The 14,664-nt window shown below is 68.0% G+C and carries 18 protein-coding genes; 5 read left to right on the forward strand and 13 right to left on the reverse strand.

Translation table 11 applies throughout. From position 1 onward, the window contains the following. Window positions 1-21: 21 nt before the first annotated feature. Genes HPT29_RS13260 through HPT29_RS13270 form a run of 3 tightly spaced genes read left to right on the forward strand, consistent with a single transcriptional unit; the run spans window position 22 to window position 2,286 of the window. Window positions 22-744, forward strand: a complete 723-nt coding sequence (locus tag HPT29_RS13260; RefSeq protein WP_173948294.1) for a PIG-L deacetylase family protein — start codon at window positions 22-24, stop codon at window positions 742-744. Further along, window positions 741-1,433, forward strand: coding sequence for a 4-carboxy-4-hydroxy-2-oxoadipate aldolase/oxaloacetate decarboxylase (locus HPT29_RS13265; RefSeq protein ID WP_173948295.1), 693 nt, complete (start codon window positions 741-743; stop codon window positions 1,431-1,433). The genes HPT29_RS13260 and HPT29_RS13265 overlap by 4 nt, the downstream gene beginning before the upstream one ends. A gap of 34 nt (window positions 1,434-1,467) precedes the next feature. Beyond that, window positions 1,468-2,286 (forward strand): DUF1932 domain-containing protein, encoded by an 819-nt coding sequence (locus HPT29_RS13270; protein ID WP_173948296.1) that lies wholly within the window; start codon window positions 1,468-1,470, stop codon window positions 2,284-2,286. 69 nt (window positions 2,287-2,355) lie between these two features. Here HPT29_RS13270 and pobA read toward each other — a convergent pair whose 3' ends face one another. Then, on the reverse strand, window positions 2,356-3,525 hold the full coding sequence (gene pobA, locus HPT29_RS13275; RefSeq protein ID WP_173948297.1) for a 4-hydroxybenzoate 3-monooxygenase: 1,170 nt from the start codon (window positions 3,523-3,525) through the stop codon (window positions 2,356-2,358). A 145-nt stretch (window positions 3,526-3,670) separates the two neighbouring features. On the opposite strand from pobA, the gene HPT29_RS13280 reads away from it, so the two are divergent. Both HPT29_RS13280 and HPT29_RS13285 read left to right on the forward strand, forming a co-directional pair. Then, entirely contained in the window at window positions 3,671-4,564 is an 894-nt protein-coding gene (locus tag HPT29_RS13280) for a helix-turn-helix domain-containing protein (RefSeq protein WP_173948298.1), read from the forward strand. Between the two features lie 54 nt (window positions 4,565-4,618). Then, window positions 4,619-4,786 (forward strand): hypothetical protein, encoded by a 168-nt coding sequence (locus HPT29_RS13285; protein ID WP_173948299.1) that lies wholly within the window; start codon window positions 4,619-4,621, stop codon window positions 4,784-4,786. Window positions 4,787-4,792: 6 nt separating this feature from the next. Here the strand turns inward: HPT29_RS13285 and HPT29_RS13290 are convergent, their stop codons facing one another. The 12 genes from HPT29_RS13290 to HPT29_RS13345 are packed head-to-tail and all read right to left on the reverse strand — an operon-like array spanning window position 4,793 to window position 14,643. Beyond that, the gene (locus tag HPT29_RS13290; protein WP_173948300.1) at window positions 4,793-5,857 is read right to left on the reverse strand and encodes a 3-carboxy-cis,cis-muconate cycloisomerase; all 1,065 of its coding nucleotides are present in this window, start codon (window positions 5,855-5,857) and stop codon (window positions 4,793-4,795) included. A gap of 16 nt (window positions 5,858-5,873) precedes the next feature. Beyond that, the gene (pcaF, locus tag HPT29_RS13295) at window positions 5,874-7,076 is read right to left on the reverse strand and encodes a 3-oxoadipyl-CoA thiolase (protein ID WP_173948301.1); all 1,203 of its coding nucleotides are present in this window, start codon (window positions 7,074-7,076) and stop codon (window positions 5,874-5,876) included. Window position 7,077: 1 nt separating this feature from the next. Beyond that, complete coding sequence (locus HPT29_RS13300; RefSeq protein WP_173948302.1) at window positions 7,078-7,866, reverse strand: CoA-transferase subunit beta; 789 nt, start codon at window positions 7,864-7,866, stop codon at window positions 7,078-7,080. After that, a complete protein-coding gene (locus HPT29_RS13305) occupies window positions 7,863-8,714 on the reverse strand; it encodes a CoA transferase subunit A (protein ID WP_173948303.1) in 852 nt (283 codons plus the stop codon). The genes HPT29_RS13300 and HPT29_RS13305 overlap by 4 nt, the downstream gene beginning before the upstream one ends. Window positions 8,715-8,735: 21 nt before the next feature. Next, on the reverse strand, window positions 8,736-9,362 hold the full coding sequence (pcaG, locus tag HPT29_RS13310) for a protocatechuate 3,4-dioxygenase subunit alpha (protein WP_173948304.1): 627 nt from the start codon (window positions 9,360-9,362) through the stop codon (window positions 8,736-8,738). Then, window positions 9,362-10,087, reverse strand: coding sequence for a protocatechuate 3,4-dioxygenase subunit beta (pcaH, locus tag HPT29_RS13315; RefSeq protein WP_173948305.1), 726 nt, complete (start codon window positions 10,085-10,087; stop codon window positions 9,362-9,364). The genes pcaG and pcaH overlap by 1 nt, the downstream gene beginning before the upstream one ends. Next, on the reverse strand, window positions 10,080-10,472 hold the full coding sequence (gene pcaC / locus HPT29_RS13320) for a 4-carboxymuconolactone decarboxylase (protein WP_173948329.1): 393 nt from the start codon (window positions 10,470-10,472) through the stop codon (window positions 10,080-10,082). The genes pcaH and pcaC overlap by 8 nt, the downstream gene beginning before the upstream one ends. Window positions 10,473-10,503: 31 nt before the next feature. After that, entirely contained in the window at window positions 10,504-11,298 is a 795-nt protein-coding gene (gene pcaD / locus HPT29_RS13325; RefSeq protein ID WP_173948306.1) for a 3-oxoadipate enol-lactonase, read from the reverse strand. Between the two features lie 8 nt (window positions 11,299-11,306). Beyond that, window positions 11,307-12,023 (reverse strand): ABC transporter ATP-binding protein, encoded by a 717-nt coding sequence (locus tag HPT29_RS13330; RefSeq protein ID WP_173948307.1) that lies wholly within the window; start codon window positions 12,021-12,023, stop codon window positions 11,307-11,309. Next, complete coding sequence (locus HPT29_RS13335; protein ID WP_173948308.1) at window positions 12,004-12,768, reverse strand: ABC transporter ATP-binding protein; 765 nt, start codon at window positions 12,766-12,768, stop codon at window positions 12,004-12,006. Before HPT29_RS13335 ends, HPT29_RS13330 begins: the two co-directional genes overlap by 20 nt. Beyond that, the gene (locus HPT29_RS13340) at window positions 12,765-13,778 is read right to left on the reverse strand and encodes a branched-chain amino acid ABC transporter permease (protein WP_173948309.1); all 1,014 of its coding nucleotides are present in this window, start codon (window positions 13,776-13,778) and stop codon (window positions 12,765-12,767) included. Before HPT29_RS13340 ends, HPT29_RS13335 begins: the two co-directional genes overlap by 4 nt. Window position 13,779: 1 nt before the next feature. Further along, window positions 13,780-14,643: a branched-chain amino acid ABC transporter permease gene (locus HPT29_RS13345; RefSeq protein ID WP_173948310.1), complete on the reverse strand. Its 864-nt coding sequence runs from the start codon at window positions 14,641-14,643 to the stop codon at window positions 13,780-13,782. Between the last annotated feature and the right edge of the window lie 21 nt (window positions 14,644-14,664).

Consider the following 14,664-nt stretch of genomic DNA (forward strand, 5'->3'; position numbering starts at 1 on the left):
ACGCTTTTCCTCGAGGACATCATGAGCACTGGAAAGACCGGACTTGTCGTCACCGCCCATCCCGGCGACTTCGTATGGCGCGCGGGCGGCGCCATCGCGCTCCATGCGAAGAAGGGCTATCGCGTGAAGATCGTCTGCCTGTCCTTCGGCGAGCGCGGCGAGAGCCAGTGGGCCTGGAAGAAGGCCGACGTGTCGCTCGCCGACGTGAAGGCACAGCGCCGCGAGGAGGCCGAGCGCGCCGCCGAGACGCTCGGGGCCGAGATCGAGTTCTTCGACGCAGGCGACTACCCGCTCCACACCACCCCCGAGATGCTCGACCGGCTCGTCGACGTCTACCGCGAGCTCAAGCCCTCCTTCGTGCTCACGCATTCCCTGGAGGACCCGTACAACGTGGACCATCCCGAGGCGACGCGTTTCGCCCAGGAGGCCCGCATCATCGCGCAGGCGGCCGGCCACAAGCCGAGCCCGGACCTCGCCTACAATGCCCCGCCGGTGTTCCTGTTCGAGCCGCACCAGCCCGAGCAGTGCAACTACAAGCCCAACGTGATCCTCAACATCGACGACGTGTGGGAGACGAAGCGCAAGGCCTTCGAGATCCTGGCGGCCCAGAAGCATCTCTGGGAATACTACACCCGCGTGGCCCTGAACCGGGGCATGCAGGGCGGCCGCAACTCGGGCCGGGCCATGACCTACGGCGAGGCCTACCAGCGCATCTTCCCCCAGATCGTCGAGGAACTGGCATGAAGCCCGTCGTCGTCACCAACATTCCGCGCGTCGATCAGTCCATGGTCGATCGCCTCGCCGAGCTCGGCACCGCGACCACCCACGAGGCCATGGGCCGCGTCGGCCTGCTAAAGCCCTACATGCGGCCGATCTGGGCCGGCGCCCAGGTGGCCGGCAGCGCCGTGACGGTGCTCGCCCAGCCCGGCGACAACTGGATGATCCATGTGGCGGTCGAGCAGTGCCGGCCGGGCGACATTCTGGTCGTCGGCGTGACCACGGACAACACGGACGGGATGTTCGGCGACCTGCTGGCAACCTCCCTGAAGGCCCGCGGGGTGGTCGGCCTCGTGATCGATGCCGGCGTGCGCGACGTGAAGACCCTGACCGAGATGGGCTTCCCCGTCTGGTCCCGCGCCGTTTCCGCGAAGGGCACCGTGAAGGCGACCCTCGGCTCGGTGAACGTTCCGGTGGTCTGCGCCGGCGCCCTGGTGAAGCCCGGCGACGTGATCGTGGCCGACGACGACGGCGTCGTGGTGGTGCCGCGCCGGGAGGCCGAAGCCGTTGCCGTCGCGGGGGAGGCACGTGTCGCCACCGAGGGATCGAAGCGCGAGACCCTCGCGTCCGGCGTGCTGGGCCTCGACCTCTACAAGATGCGCGAGCCGCTGGCGAAGGCGGGTCTCACCTATGTCGAATACAAGGACGAGGACTGACGGTCACAGGTCCCTTAATCAGCGGTGCACACACATGAGCCTCGAGATCGCCTTCATCGGCTATGGAGAAGTCGGACAGCTTTTTGCCTACCAGCTCGCGGGCAAGCCGGGCGTGCGGATCAGGGTCTACGACATCCTGTTCGACGATCCCGGCAAAGGTCCGGAGCTGCGGCGGCGGGCTCTGGCGGCGGGCGTTCACGCCGCGGACGGCCCGGCGGATGCGTGCCGGGGGGCCGGCATCGTGATCTCCGCCGTCACGGCGGACTCGGCCGTCGCGGCGGCCGAACAGGTGGCGCCGCATCTTCATGCCTCGCAGATCTATGTCGACCTGAACTCGGTCTCTCCCGCCACCAAGGAGCGGGTGGCGAAGCCCATGCGGGACCGGGGCGCCGACTTCGTCGAGTTCGCCGTCATGGCGCCCGTGAAGGAGCCGGGACTCGCGGTTCCGATCCTGAGCGGCGGCGAAAGAGCCGCGGAGGTTTCGGCCCGCCTCAACGATCTCGGCATGCGGATCACCCCGGTCAGCACCGGGATCGGCACTGCGTCCGCCACGAAACTGTGCCGCAGCATCGTGATCAAGGGCATGGAGGCCCTGATGGTGGACTTCTCGCTGGCGTCCGACAAGGCCGGCGTCATGCCGGCCGTCCTGGCGAGCCTGACGGCCTCGTATCCGGGCATGGACTGGGAAAATCTGGCCAGGACCATGATGTCCCGCGTGCGCCAGCACGGCATCCGGCGCGCGGCGGAAATGCGCGAGGCGAGCCGCATGATCGACGAGCTCGGCCTCGACGGCTCCCTGGCGAGCGCCATCGCGGACCGCCACGAGAGTTTCGCCAAGGCCGACAAGACGTAAGAAGTCCGCGGTCGAAAACACTCCGCGTCATGGCCGGCCTTCCCGATCCGGTGAGGCCGAGCCGGAAACTCACATCGGCAACCCCGTGTAGTTCTCCGCCAGGGACCGCGCGGCGGCGTCGGAACTTCTGAGGTAATCGAACTCCGCCCGCTGGATCCGGCGGCTGAAGGCGTCGGTCTCGGGGAAGGTGTGCAGGATCGAGGTCATCCACCAGGAGAACCGCTCGGCCTTCCAGATCCGCGCGAGCACGCGCGCCGAATACCCGTCGACGCCCGCGGTGGACCGCTCGGCGTAGAACTCGACGAGCGCCTCGGCCAGGGCCCCGACATCGCTCGCCGCGAGGTTCAGCCCCTTGGCGCCGGTGGGCGGCACGATATGGGCGGCGTCGCCGGCCAGAAAGAGACGCCCGAACCGGAGCGGCTCGGCCACGAAGCTCCGCAAGGGCGCGATCGACTTCTCGATCGAAGGTCCGGTCACCAGAGCGTCGGCCGTCTCCCGGTCGACCCTGCGCCGCAGCTCGTCCCAGAAGCGGTCGTCCGACCATGCCTCGACCTTCTCGTCCGCCGGCACCTGGACGTAGTAGCGGCTGCGGCTGTGCGAACGCATGGAGCACAGGGCGAAGCCGCGCTCGTGGTGCGCGTAGATCAGCTCCTCGGCGACGGGCGGCCTGTCGACCAGGATGCCGAGCCAGCCGAAGGGATAGACCCGCTCGAACGTGCGGATGGCGCCCTCCGGCACGCTGGCGCGCGCCACCCCGTGATAGCCGTCGCACCCGGCGATGAAGTCGCAGGCGATCTCGTGCTCGACGCCGTCCTTGACGTAGCGCACGCTCGGCCGGTCGCTGTCGAAGCCGTGGAGCGACACGTTCTCGGCTTCGTAGATCGTGGTCGCGCCCGAAGCGTCGCGGGCCTGCATCAGGTCGCGGGTGACCTCCGTCTGCCCGTAGACGGTCACCGTCCTGTCGATCAGCGCGCGGAAGTCGAAGCGGTGCCTGTCGCCGTCGAAGCAGAGCTCGACCCCGTCATGGACGAGCCCATCCGCATGCAGTCTCTCGCCGACGCCCGCCTTGTCCAGGAGCTCGACCGTGCCCTGTTCGAGGACGCCGGCGCGGATGCGTCCGAGCACGTAGTCCTGGCTCCTCCGTTCGAGGATGACGGTGTCGATCCCGGCCCTGTCGAGAAGGCGGCCGAGCAGGAGCCCGGCGGGTCCCGCCCCGATGATGGCGACCTTGGTGCGCATGCGCGATCTCCTCCGGAATGGCAGCCGCGGCCGCCTTGTTCATTGGGTCCAAGAATGAACTCCGGCCGCCCAACGGCCAATAGACAAAGCGAGCATCAGATTGGACATTCCGAACATTCGCTGATGCAGGACGGATCGACCCGACGTGACCATCGCCGACATTCCAACCTACGCGCTCTATGGAGAATCCGGCGAGGATCCGGCGGCGGACTGGGTTCATTGCGAGACCATCCAGGTCCGCAGCCGCTTGCACAATTACAGGATCCTGCCGCACCGGCACGAGCGGCTATTCCAGATCCTGCATCTCGCGGCCGGGACGGCGGAGATCGTGATCGACGGCCGGAGCACAGGATTGACCGGCCCTGCCCTCGTGGCCCTGCCCCCGATGAGCGTGCACGGCTACGCCTTCTCGCCGGACGTCGCGGGAACGGTCCTCACGCTGTTCGACAGCCGCCTGTCCCAGATCCTCGCGGACATGCATGGTGTCCGCGAGACGTTCCGGTCGGTTCAAGTGGCCGATCTCGGCGAGCATGAGGACATCAGCCGCACGCTGAGCCGAGACATCGCGTGCCTCGCGGAGGAGTTCGGCGGGCGCGGACACGGGCGTTCCGAGGCGATCCAGGCCCGGCTGATGCTGATCCTGATCGCGATCCATCGCCTGCTGGGCTCGGCGGCCGCTCCCGGCCACAACGGGTCCGGGCGCCCGGCCCTCCGGCACGCCCTGCGCTTCCGGGAACTCGTCGACCGGGATTTCCGCAGCCACCAGCCGATCGACGCCTATGCCCGCAGGCTCGGCCTGACGGCGCCCCATCTCAACCGTATCTGCCGCGAGCATCTCGGCGACACCGCGCTCGGAATCGTGCACCAGCGGATCGTCCTCGAGGCGAAGCGCTACCTGACCTTCACCACCATGAGCGCCAAGGAGATCGCGCTGACCCTGGCCTTCGACGACCCGGCCTATTTCGCCCGCTTCTTCAAGCAGAGGACCGGGCTCGCGCCCCTCGCCTTTCGGGCCCTGCAGCAGAGCGCCATGGCCTGACCCTCGCCAGAACCCGCGCAGGTCCCCGGCGTTACCCAGCGAAGGAGCCAGTTCATGTCGGATACCGATCGGAAGAATCCCGGGGACGAGGATGTGCCGGGCGCCAAGCAGACCGGAGAAAACGTCTGCCCCACCTGCGACGGATCCGGCAGCGTCGGGCAGAAACCATGCCCGGATTGCGGCGGCTCCGGGCGGGTCACCGTGATCGTCGGCGATGCCTGACGGAGGTCAGGTCTCGACGGCTTTCGAGGGCGCGAAGGTGATGCCGGCGATCAGTCCCTGAGCCCTGCTCAGGGCTGCGGCGGCTGAAACCACCATCGGCGGCAGCACCATCCATTCCAGCGTCCAGGCCGCACCGGAGCGCTCGCCCTCGTGCACGAGAGCCTGATGCAGGGTGCCGAGCATTCCGGCATTGAAGCGGGCCAGCGCGACGAGCACCTCGGCGGGCACCGGATTGGACTTGTGCGCCATGGCCGACGAGCCTCCGCCCGCGGCGAGCTTCACCTCGCCGACCTCGTTCTGCGCCATCAGGGCGACGTCCTGCCCGAGCTTGCCGAGAGTGCCCGTGAGCAGCGACAGGAACGCCCCGAACTCGCCGATCCTGTCGCGCTGGGAATGCCACGATGGAGCGAGGCCGAGCCCCAGGGTTTCGGCCATCTGGCCGGCGACCGCGTCGCCGTGCTGTTTCAGCTCACCGCGGGTTCCGATCGGGCCGCCGAGCTGAACGACGAGCAGGCGGAGAGCGAGGTCCTGCAGGGCCTGCCGGTGCCGCTCCAGGGGCTGGAGCCAGGTGTCGATCTTGTCGGACGCCGTGAACGGAAGCGCCCGCTGCATCCGGGTATGGGCCATGAGGCGCACGGCGCCGTCCCGGCGCTTCAGGCCGTCGAGGGAATGGATCAGCGTATCGAGCCGGTGCCCGAGGATCTCGACGACGCTCTTCAGGCGGAGGACCAGGGCGGTGTCGATGATGTCCTGGCTGGTCGCTCCCAGATGCACGGCTTTCGCATGGGGCTCGCCCACGGCGGCGCGCAGCTGCCTGACGAAATCCGGAACGATCACACCGTCGCGGGCGAGGCCCTCGGCGAGTTTGCCCCAGTCCGCCTGGAAGGCGCCACAGACCTCGACGATCCGGCGCCCGGCGTCCCCGGCGATCAGCCCGACCTTGGCCTCGGCCTCGGCCAGGGCAGATTCGACCCGCAGCATGGCCGCGAGTTCGGCCTCGTTGGAAAAGAACGCCTCAACCGCCTCGTCGCCGACGAGGGCCTGCAGGACGGGACGGGGGAGCGTGTGCATCGTCACGGACCTCGCGTCAGACTGCCTCGAGGGCGATGGCGATGCCCTGCCCGACCCCGATGCACATGGTGGCCAGCGCGCGCCTCTTGCCGGTGAGCTTCAGCTCCAGGGCGGCCGTGCCGGTGATGCGGGCGCCGGACATGCCGAGCGGATGGCCGAGCGCGATGGCGCCGCCGTTCGGGTTGACGTGTTCGGCATCCTCCGGAATGCCCAGCTCGCGCAGGACCGCGATGCCCTGGCTGGCGAAGGCCTCGTTGAGCTCCACCACGTCGAAATCCGTCGGCTTCAGATCGAGGCGCGCGCAGAGCTTCTTGGTGGCGGGCGCCGGGCCGATGCCCATGATGCGCGGCGCGACGCCGGCCGTAGCGCCGCCGAGCACGCGGGCGATCGGTTCGAGCCCGAACTTGCGGACCGCATCCTCGGAGGCGACGATCAGGGCCGCCGCGCCGTCATTGACGCCGGACGCGTTGCCGGCCGTCACCGTGCCGTCCTTGCGGAACGGCGTCGGGAGCTTCGCCAGCTGCTCGATGGTGGTGTCGCGGGGATGCTCGTCCGTGTCGACCACGACCGGATCGCCCTTGCGCTTCGGAATCGTGACCGGAACGATCTCCCGGGCGAGGCGCCCGTTGGCCTGGGCGGCCGCCGCCTTCTTCTGCGAGCGCAGGGCGAAGGCGTCCTGGTCCTCGCGGGAGACGTTGAAATCGGCCGCCACGTTCTCGCCGGTCTCCGGCATGGAATCGACGCCGTACTGGCTCTTGATCAGCGGGTTGATGAAGCGCCAGCCGATGGTGGTGTCGTAGATCTCGGCGTTGCGTGAAAACGCCGTGTCGGCCTTGGGCATCACGAAGGGCGCGCGCGACATGGATTCGACGCCGCCCGCGATCATGATCTCGGCCTCGCCCGCCTTGATGGCGCGGGCCGCCGCGATCACCGCGTCCATGCCCGAGCCGCAGAGGCGGTTCATGGTGGTTCCGGGGATCACACCCGGCAATCCCGCGAGCAGCACGGCCATGCGGGCCACGTTGCGGTTGTCCTCGCCGGCCTGGTTGGCGCAGCCGTAGATCACGTCGTCGACGGCCTCGAAATCGAGGTTCGGCAGGCGCTCCCGCAGCGCCTTCAGGGGCACGGCCGCAAGGTCGTCGGCGCGGACGCCGGACAGGGAGCCGCCATAGCGGCCGATGGGCGTGCGCACATAGGCACAGATAAAGGCTTCACGCATCTCAAGTCCCCTTCTTGCCGCCGTGAGCTTTCTCGGTCCGGGCCTGAAGCTCGCGCAGGGTGGTGAGTTCGAGGTCGGTCGGCGGAGGCGTCTCCTCGAGGCGCTCGGAGAATCGCACCGTCCAGCCGCAGGTTTCCTGCACCATATCCCGGGTCACGCCGCGATGCATCGACACCACGGTGAATTCCTTGGTCTCCGGATCCGGCTTCCAGATGGCCAGATCCGTGATCAGGAGCGTCGGGCCCTTCGTGGTGATGCCGAGCCGCTCGCGGTGGTTGCCGCCGTCGCCATGGCCGAACGACGTGTAGAAGTCGATCTTGTCCACCATGCCGCGGGTCGCCTGCTTCATGGTGATGAACACCTCCTTGCAGGAACTGGCGATCTCCGGCGCGCCGCCGCCGCCGGGCAGGCGCACCTTGGGCTTGTGATAATCGCCGATCACCGTGGTGTTGATGTTGCCGAAGCGGTCGAGCTGGGCGGCGCCCAGGAACCCGATGGAGATGCGCCCGCCCTGGAGCCAGTAGCGGAACATCTCCGGCACGGACACGGTCGTCACGGCGGTCTCGCACAGCTCGCCGTCGCCGATGGAGAGCGGGAGCACGTTCGGCGCCGTGCCGATGGTGCCGCTCTCGTAGATCAGGGTGATGTCCGGCGCATGGGTCAGGCGCGCGACGTTGCAGGCGGCGGACGGCGCCCCGATGCCCACGAAGCAGACATCGTCGTTGGACAGGGCCCGGGCCGCCGCGATGGTCATCATCTCGTTGGGCGTGAAATCCGACAGGCTGGTCATGCTTGCAATCCCTTCACGCGCTGGGCGAACACCTCGGGCCCCTGGTCGAGCACGTTCTCCTTCATCCAGGCGGTGAAGAGATCGCGGTCGGCCGAGATCTTGTCCCATTCGAGATAGGCGGCGTTGTCGCGATCGTAATAGCCGTGGGTGTAGGAGGGATGCGCCCCGCCGGGCACCTGCGCGATGGACGTGACGGTCCAATGCGGCAGCACGCAGAGATTGGGATGGAGGTCGTCGAAATCCTCCACGATCTCCTCGACCGTCACCACCGAGCGCTTGGCCGCGAGCACGGCCTCCTTCTGCACGCCGATGATGCCCTCCACCAGCACGTCGCCGCGCCGGCTTGCCTTCTGGGCGTGGATGACGGCGACATCCGGACGGTGCGCCGGCACGGCCGCCAGCTCCTCGCCGGTGAACGGGCAGACGATGCTCTTGATTGCCGGATTGACCTCCTTCAGGCCCGCCCCGCGATAGCCGCGGAACACCGCGCAGGGCAGGCCCGCCGCGCCCGCCTCGTAGGCGTTGGCCATGGCGGCATGGCTGTGCTCCACGGTCTCGATGGCGCGGGGCCAGGCGTTCTCGATGGCATCGCGCATGCGGCGCAGCAGGCCGACGCCGGGATTGCCCGCGTAGGAGAAGATCACCTTCTTCACCAGACCCATGCCGATCATCTGGTCGTAGACGATGTCCGGGGTCATGCGGATGACGGTGAGGTCCCGGATCCCCTGGCGGATCACCTCGTGGGCGGCCGCATGGGGGATCAGGTGGGTGAACCCTTCGAAGGCGACCGTGTCGCCCTCGCGCAGGTTCTCGGCGACGGCCTCCTTGAGGCTCTGGAACTTGGCCATGATATGCTCTCGGGTCGGCGATCAGATGTCGAAGAACACGGTTTCCTTGTCACCCTGGAGATGGATGTCGAAGGTGTAGGCCGGCAGACCGTTCTCTTCGCCGCGGGTGGCGATCAGGGTGGGGATCCGGTTCTTGCGGGCGATCTGGGCGAGCATCGGGCATTCGGCGTTGGCCGCCTCCTCGTCGGAGAAATACAGGCGCGTGTGCAGCCCGATATTGATGCCGCGCGCGACGATCCAGACCGTGATGTGCGGGGCCATCATCCGTCCATCCCGGAACGGCACGCGGCCCGGCTTGACGGTCTCGAAGCGGTATTCGCCCGTGGCGCCGTCGCAGGGCTGACGGCCCCATCCGACGAAGTTCGGATCGGCCTTGCCGCGGGTCTCCTCGGGGCTGTTGTAGAGCCCCTCGGCATCCGCCTGCCAGATCTCCACGAGGGCATCGCGCAGGACGTCGCCGGCGCCGTCGAAAATGCGGCCCTTCACGATGATGCGCTCGCCCTTGGTCTCCGGGCCGACCAGCACCAGTCCGAGATCCTCGTTCCAGACGCCGGTGATTTCGACCCAGTTCGGGTTCGTGCCGATATGGACATAGGGTCCCGCCGTCTGCGAGGGCGTCTCTTTCAGGAAATCGAGCTTCTGAACCATCAGTTCCCCTCCATCCGGTTCTCGAACATGGTCGAGCGGCGGCCGCGCAGGACGATGTCGAATTTGTAGGCGAGCGAATCCATCGGCAGGGTGTTCTGCCGGTCGAGCGCCGCGATGAGCTGTTCCACGGCGGCCCTGTCGGGCACCGTCATGGCGATCGGGTCCTGCCAGATCATCGGGTCGCCCTCGAAATAGCACTGGGTGATCAGGCGCTGCGCGAAGGCGTGGCCGAAGATCGAGAAATGGATATGCGCCGGGCGCCAGTCGTTCACGCCGTTCGGCCACGGATAGGCGCCGGGCTTGATGGTGCGGAACCAGTAGTGTCCCTCCTCGTCCGTGATCATGCGCCCGCAGCCGCCGAAATTCGGGTCGATGGCCGCGAGATAGGTTTCCTTCTTGTGGCGGTAGCGCCCGCCGGCATTCGCCTGCCAGAACTCCACCAGGGCGCCGGGTACCGGACGGGCATTCTCGTCGAGCACCCGGCCGTAGACGACGATGCGCTGCCCGATGGCCTCGCCGGTCTTCGCGTAGTTGCGGATCAGGTCGTTGTCCAACGGGCCGATCTTGGAATGCCCGAACACCGGACCGGTCGATTCCGAGAGCGTGTTCTCGAGAGAGATCAGCGCCTGCTGCGGCGCGCGCAGCACCGAGGTCTTGTAGGACGGCGTGAAGGCCGGCGGATGCCAGGTCCGGTCACGCTGGAAATATTGGCCGTTGTCACTCATGCTTGTTCCTCCCGGATCCGCCTTCCTGTTCCGAAGCGGCTTCCATGTCGGCGAATGTCTTCTTGACGATCTTGATGGCGTGGTTCGCCGCCGGCACGCCCGCATAGACGGCCACGTGCAGCAGCGCCTCCTTGATGTCTTCCTTGGTCGCGCCCGTGTTGCGCGTGGCGCGCACATGCATGGCGACCTCCTCGTCCTGGCCGAGCGCGGCCAGGAGCGCGATGGTCACGATGGAGCGCTCGCGCTTGGTGAAGCCGGGGCGCGACCACACCGACCCCCAGGCGCCTTCGGTGATGAAGGTCTGGAAATCAGCGTCGAACTCCGTCATCTGGGCGGTCGCCCGGTCCACGTGGGCGTCCCCGAGCACCTCGCGGCGCACCGCCATGCCGGCCTTGTAGCGTTCGCTTCGTTCCTGTTCAGACAAGTCCCGCCTCCTCAAGATGCTGGCCGATGAGCCGCGACAGCACGGCCGGCTTCTCGACGCAGGGGATGTGCCCTGCCCCATCGATGAGCGCGAAGCGCGCGCCCGGAATGAGATCCGCCGTGCCCTTGACCACGTCGGCCGGCGTCGACCCGTCCTGGTCGCCGGCGACGCAGAGCGTCGGCGCGGCGATCCGGCCCGCATCGGGCCGCAGGTCCGCGTCGCGGATCGCCGCGCAGGTGCCGGCATAGCCGTGATCGGGCGTACGCACCAGCATGTTGCGCCAGCCCACGACCTCGTCCGGACGCGTCTCGCGGAACAGCGGCGTGAACCAGCGCTGGAGCACGGCGTCGGCGATGGGCTCGATGCCGCCGTCCTCGACGGCCGCGATGCGCTCGGCCCAGCTTTCCGACGTGCCGATCTTCGCGGCCGTGCAGCAGAGCACGAGCGCCCGGACCCGCTCGGGAGCCCGCACGGCGATGCGCTGGCCGATCATGCCGCCCACGGAGAGGCCGACGACAGCGGCCCTGTCGACCTTCAGTTGATCGAGCAGCGCCAGGAGATCGTCCGTATGATCGTCGATCGTATAGGGCGCGGGCGGCGCGTCCGAGAGCCCGTGCCCGCGCTTGTCGTAGAGGACGATCCGGTACCTATCCGCGAAGGCCGGCACGACGTCCTGCCAGATGCGGAGGTCGCTGCCGAGGGAATTGACGAAGACGAGCGCCGGCCCGTCAGCCTGCCCGAGCACCTGATGATGCAGAACGATTCCGTTGACGCGTGTGAATGCCATGCCAAACCTCAATGCAACGAGCCGACGCCGATATAGTGCTCGACCAGGTTCTGGTCGGCGCGCAGAGCCTCGCTCGTCCCCTGCCAGGCGATGCGACCGCGCTCCAGGATCAGGACCGATTCGGCGAAATCCAGCGCGCTCTCCAGGCGCTGCTCGACGAGCAGGATCGTCATCTCGCCGCTGGAGGCAAGCCGCGTGAAGGCCGCCATGAGCTCCTCGCAGATCACCGGCGCCAGTCCTTCGAGCGGCTCGTCGAGGAGCAGGACGGACGGGCGGCCCAGGATGGTGCGTGCGGTCGAGAGCATCTGCTGCTCGCCGCCGGACAGCTGCCAGCCGAGATTGTTGCGCCGCTCGTGCAGGCGCGGGAACATGTCGTAGGCTTCCTGGATGACGCTGCGCGGCCGGTCCTTGACTCCGACGACCAGGTTCTCCTCCACGGTGAGCGAACGGAAGATGTCGCGGGTCTGCGGCACGAGGCCGATGCCCCGGCGCGCCCGCTCGGAGCTCTTGAGGGACGACACGTCGGCGCCGCCGATCAGGATCTCGCCGCCATAGCGGCGGTTCATGCCCATCAGGGTCGAAAGCAGCGTGGTCTTGCCCATGCCGTTGCGGCCGAGAATGGACAGGCGCGCCCCGGACGGCACGGAGAAGGACACGTCCTCCAGGACGATCGTCGGGCCGTAGCCCGCGCTCAATCGGCGGACCTCAAGCGATTCTGCGGGCATGGGCATAGTTCCCCAGATAGGCTTCACGGACCCGGTCGTCGGCGGCGACCTCGGAGGGCAGGCCCTCGAAGATGATCTCGCCCGCCGCCAGCACGACCACGCGCTTGGCGAAGCGGAAGACGAGATCCATGTCGTGCTCGATCATCAGCACGGCGAGGCTCGGCGGCAGGCGCTCCAGCGCCTGCTCGATCCTGGGCGTGTCGCTCGACGGAACGCCGGCGGCCGGCTCGTCGAGCAGCAGCACCTTCGGCCGCAGCGCCAGCGCGATGCCGATCTCCAGCAGACGCTGCTGGCCGTAGGCGATCTCGCCGACCCTGCGGCGCGCCACGTCGAGCAGGCCGAGCGTCGAGAGAATCCCCTCCACCTCGCCGGCCACCTCGGAATGGCCCGTGAAGCGGCTCAGGATGCGGCGCGCCTTGCCTTCGCGCTGGAGCACGGTGAGCGTCACGTGCTCTTCCGGGGTCAGCTCGGAGAAAAGGCGCGTCACCTGGAAGGTGCGCACCAATCCCTTGCGCACCCGCCGCACGGCCCCGAGGCCGGTAACGTCCTCACCGTTGAGAACCACGCGGCCGGCGCTCGGGGGGATCTGTCCCGTCACCAGGTTGACGAAGGTGGTCTTGCCGGCGCCGTTCGGCCCGATCAGGGCCAGCCGCTCGCCCGCGGGCATCGACAGCGAGATGTTGCGGCTGACCGCGAGGCCGCCGAAATTCTTGGTCAGGCCCTCGACGCGGAACAGGTCGCTCATGAGCGCCCTCCCTTGCTGCGCCGGGCCGATCCGGCGAGCGTTTCGAGCACGCCGCTCAGGCCGCCGGGCGCCGCGAGCACCACGGCGATGAGCAGCGCCCCCACCATGGTCATCCAGTGGAACGGATTGATGGCCGACACGATGTGCTCGAACCCCATGAAGATCACCGTTCCGACGAGGGCGCCGTAGAGCGAGCCGAGACCGCCGAGCACCAGCATGACCAGTGCATTGGCGGAGAGTTCGAAGCTGACGCTGTCGAGGCCGACCACCTGGGTGGAGATCGCAGCCAGTGCCCCGCCCATGCCGGCCACCGCGCCCGAGATCACGAACATCTTCAGGAGCACCGGGAACACGAAGGACCCCATGGCGCGAATGCGGATCGGGTCCTGCTTGATGCCCCGGCACAGCATGCCGAAGGGCGACGACACGATGAATTTCAGCGCGACGAACACGACGACGAGCAGGGCAAGCCCGAAGAGATAGGCGGTCTGCCCCCAGAGGTCGAACTCGAACAGGCCGAAGAGCGGGCTCACCGTCAGGCCCGCGAGCCCGTCGCTGCCGCCGGTATAGGCCGAGGCCTTGTTGGCCGCCTCGTGAAAGAGCTGGACGATGGCGATGGACAGGACGAGCTGGGCGAGGCCATGGGCGCGCAGCATGATCGTGCCCATGAGAAGGCCCGCCACCGCTCCGGCGACCGACCCGATGACGATGAGGGTCAGGGGCTCGGTGACGCCGTTCACGCAGGCGATCCCCGCCGCGTAGGCGCCCGCGCCGAAGAGCGAGGCCTGTCCCAACGAGGCAACGCCGCAATAGCCCGTGATGAGGTCCAGCGAGAGGACGAGCAGCGCCACCGCGATGACCCGGGTCAGGAGCGCCAGGTTGTCGGGGAACAGCCAGTATCCCGCAAGGCCCGCCGCGATGATCAGGGCGAGGCCGATCGCGTCCCGCAGCCACCGGTTCCCGACGTCCGACGGCGATGCGACTCTCTGTGCTTGAGCGACGACCTGCACGTTACTGGGCCCTTCCGAAGAAGCCGCGCGGGAACACGCACACGATGGCGATCACGGCGGCATAGAAGAAGAAGTTGCCGAACTCGGGCATGAGGTAGCGCCCGGTCGTGTCGACCGCACCGAGCAGAAGGCAGGCGGCAACCGCGCCGGGGATCGACCCGGCTCCGCCGACGGACACGACGACGAGGAACGTCACCATGTAGCGAAGGGCGTAGTAGGGCTCGATGGGCAGGAACTCGGCCCCGACGACGCCGCCCAAGGCCGCAAGCCCGATGGCGATGGCGAAGCTGACGGCGTAGACCACCTGCGTGCGCACGCCCAGCGCGTCGGCCATGGCGGCGTTGTCGACGGTGGCCCGCAGCTTGATGCCGAAATCGGTCTTCTCGATCAGGTACCAGAGCCCGCCGGCCACGACGATTCCGCAGGCCATCACGAAGAGGCGGTGCGCGGCGATCGTCTTGAAGCCGACATCCACCGGCTGGCTCAGGCTGCCGGGGAGCGGGATCGTCTTCAGGGTCGGGCCGAAGAAGTAGTTGGTGATGCCGATGATGCAGAACGTGATGCCGATGGTCATCAGCACCTGGGTCAGCTCGGGCCGGCCGTAGATCCGGCGGTAGAGCAGGCGCTCCAGGGGAATGGAGATCACGACCGTGCCGATGATCGCCAGGAAGATCGCGACCGCGTAGCCGAGTCCGAGATCGCGCGCCGCGTAGGAGGCGATGTATCCTGCGATCATCGCGAAGGCGCCATGCGCCAGGTTCACCACCCGCATCAGCCCCATCGTGAGCGACAGGCCGATGCAGATGATGAAGAGGGCCATGCCGTAGGCAAAGGCGTCGATCGCGATGCTGAGGACGGTCTGCATGGAGAATCCCGGACGCGCGGC

The sequence above is a fragment of the Microvirga terrae genome (assembly GCF_013307435.2).
Classification (GTDB): domain Bacteria; phylum Pseudomonadota; class Alphaproteobacteria; order Rhizobiales; family Beijerinckiaceae; genus Microvirga; species Microvirga terrae.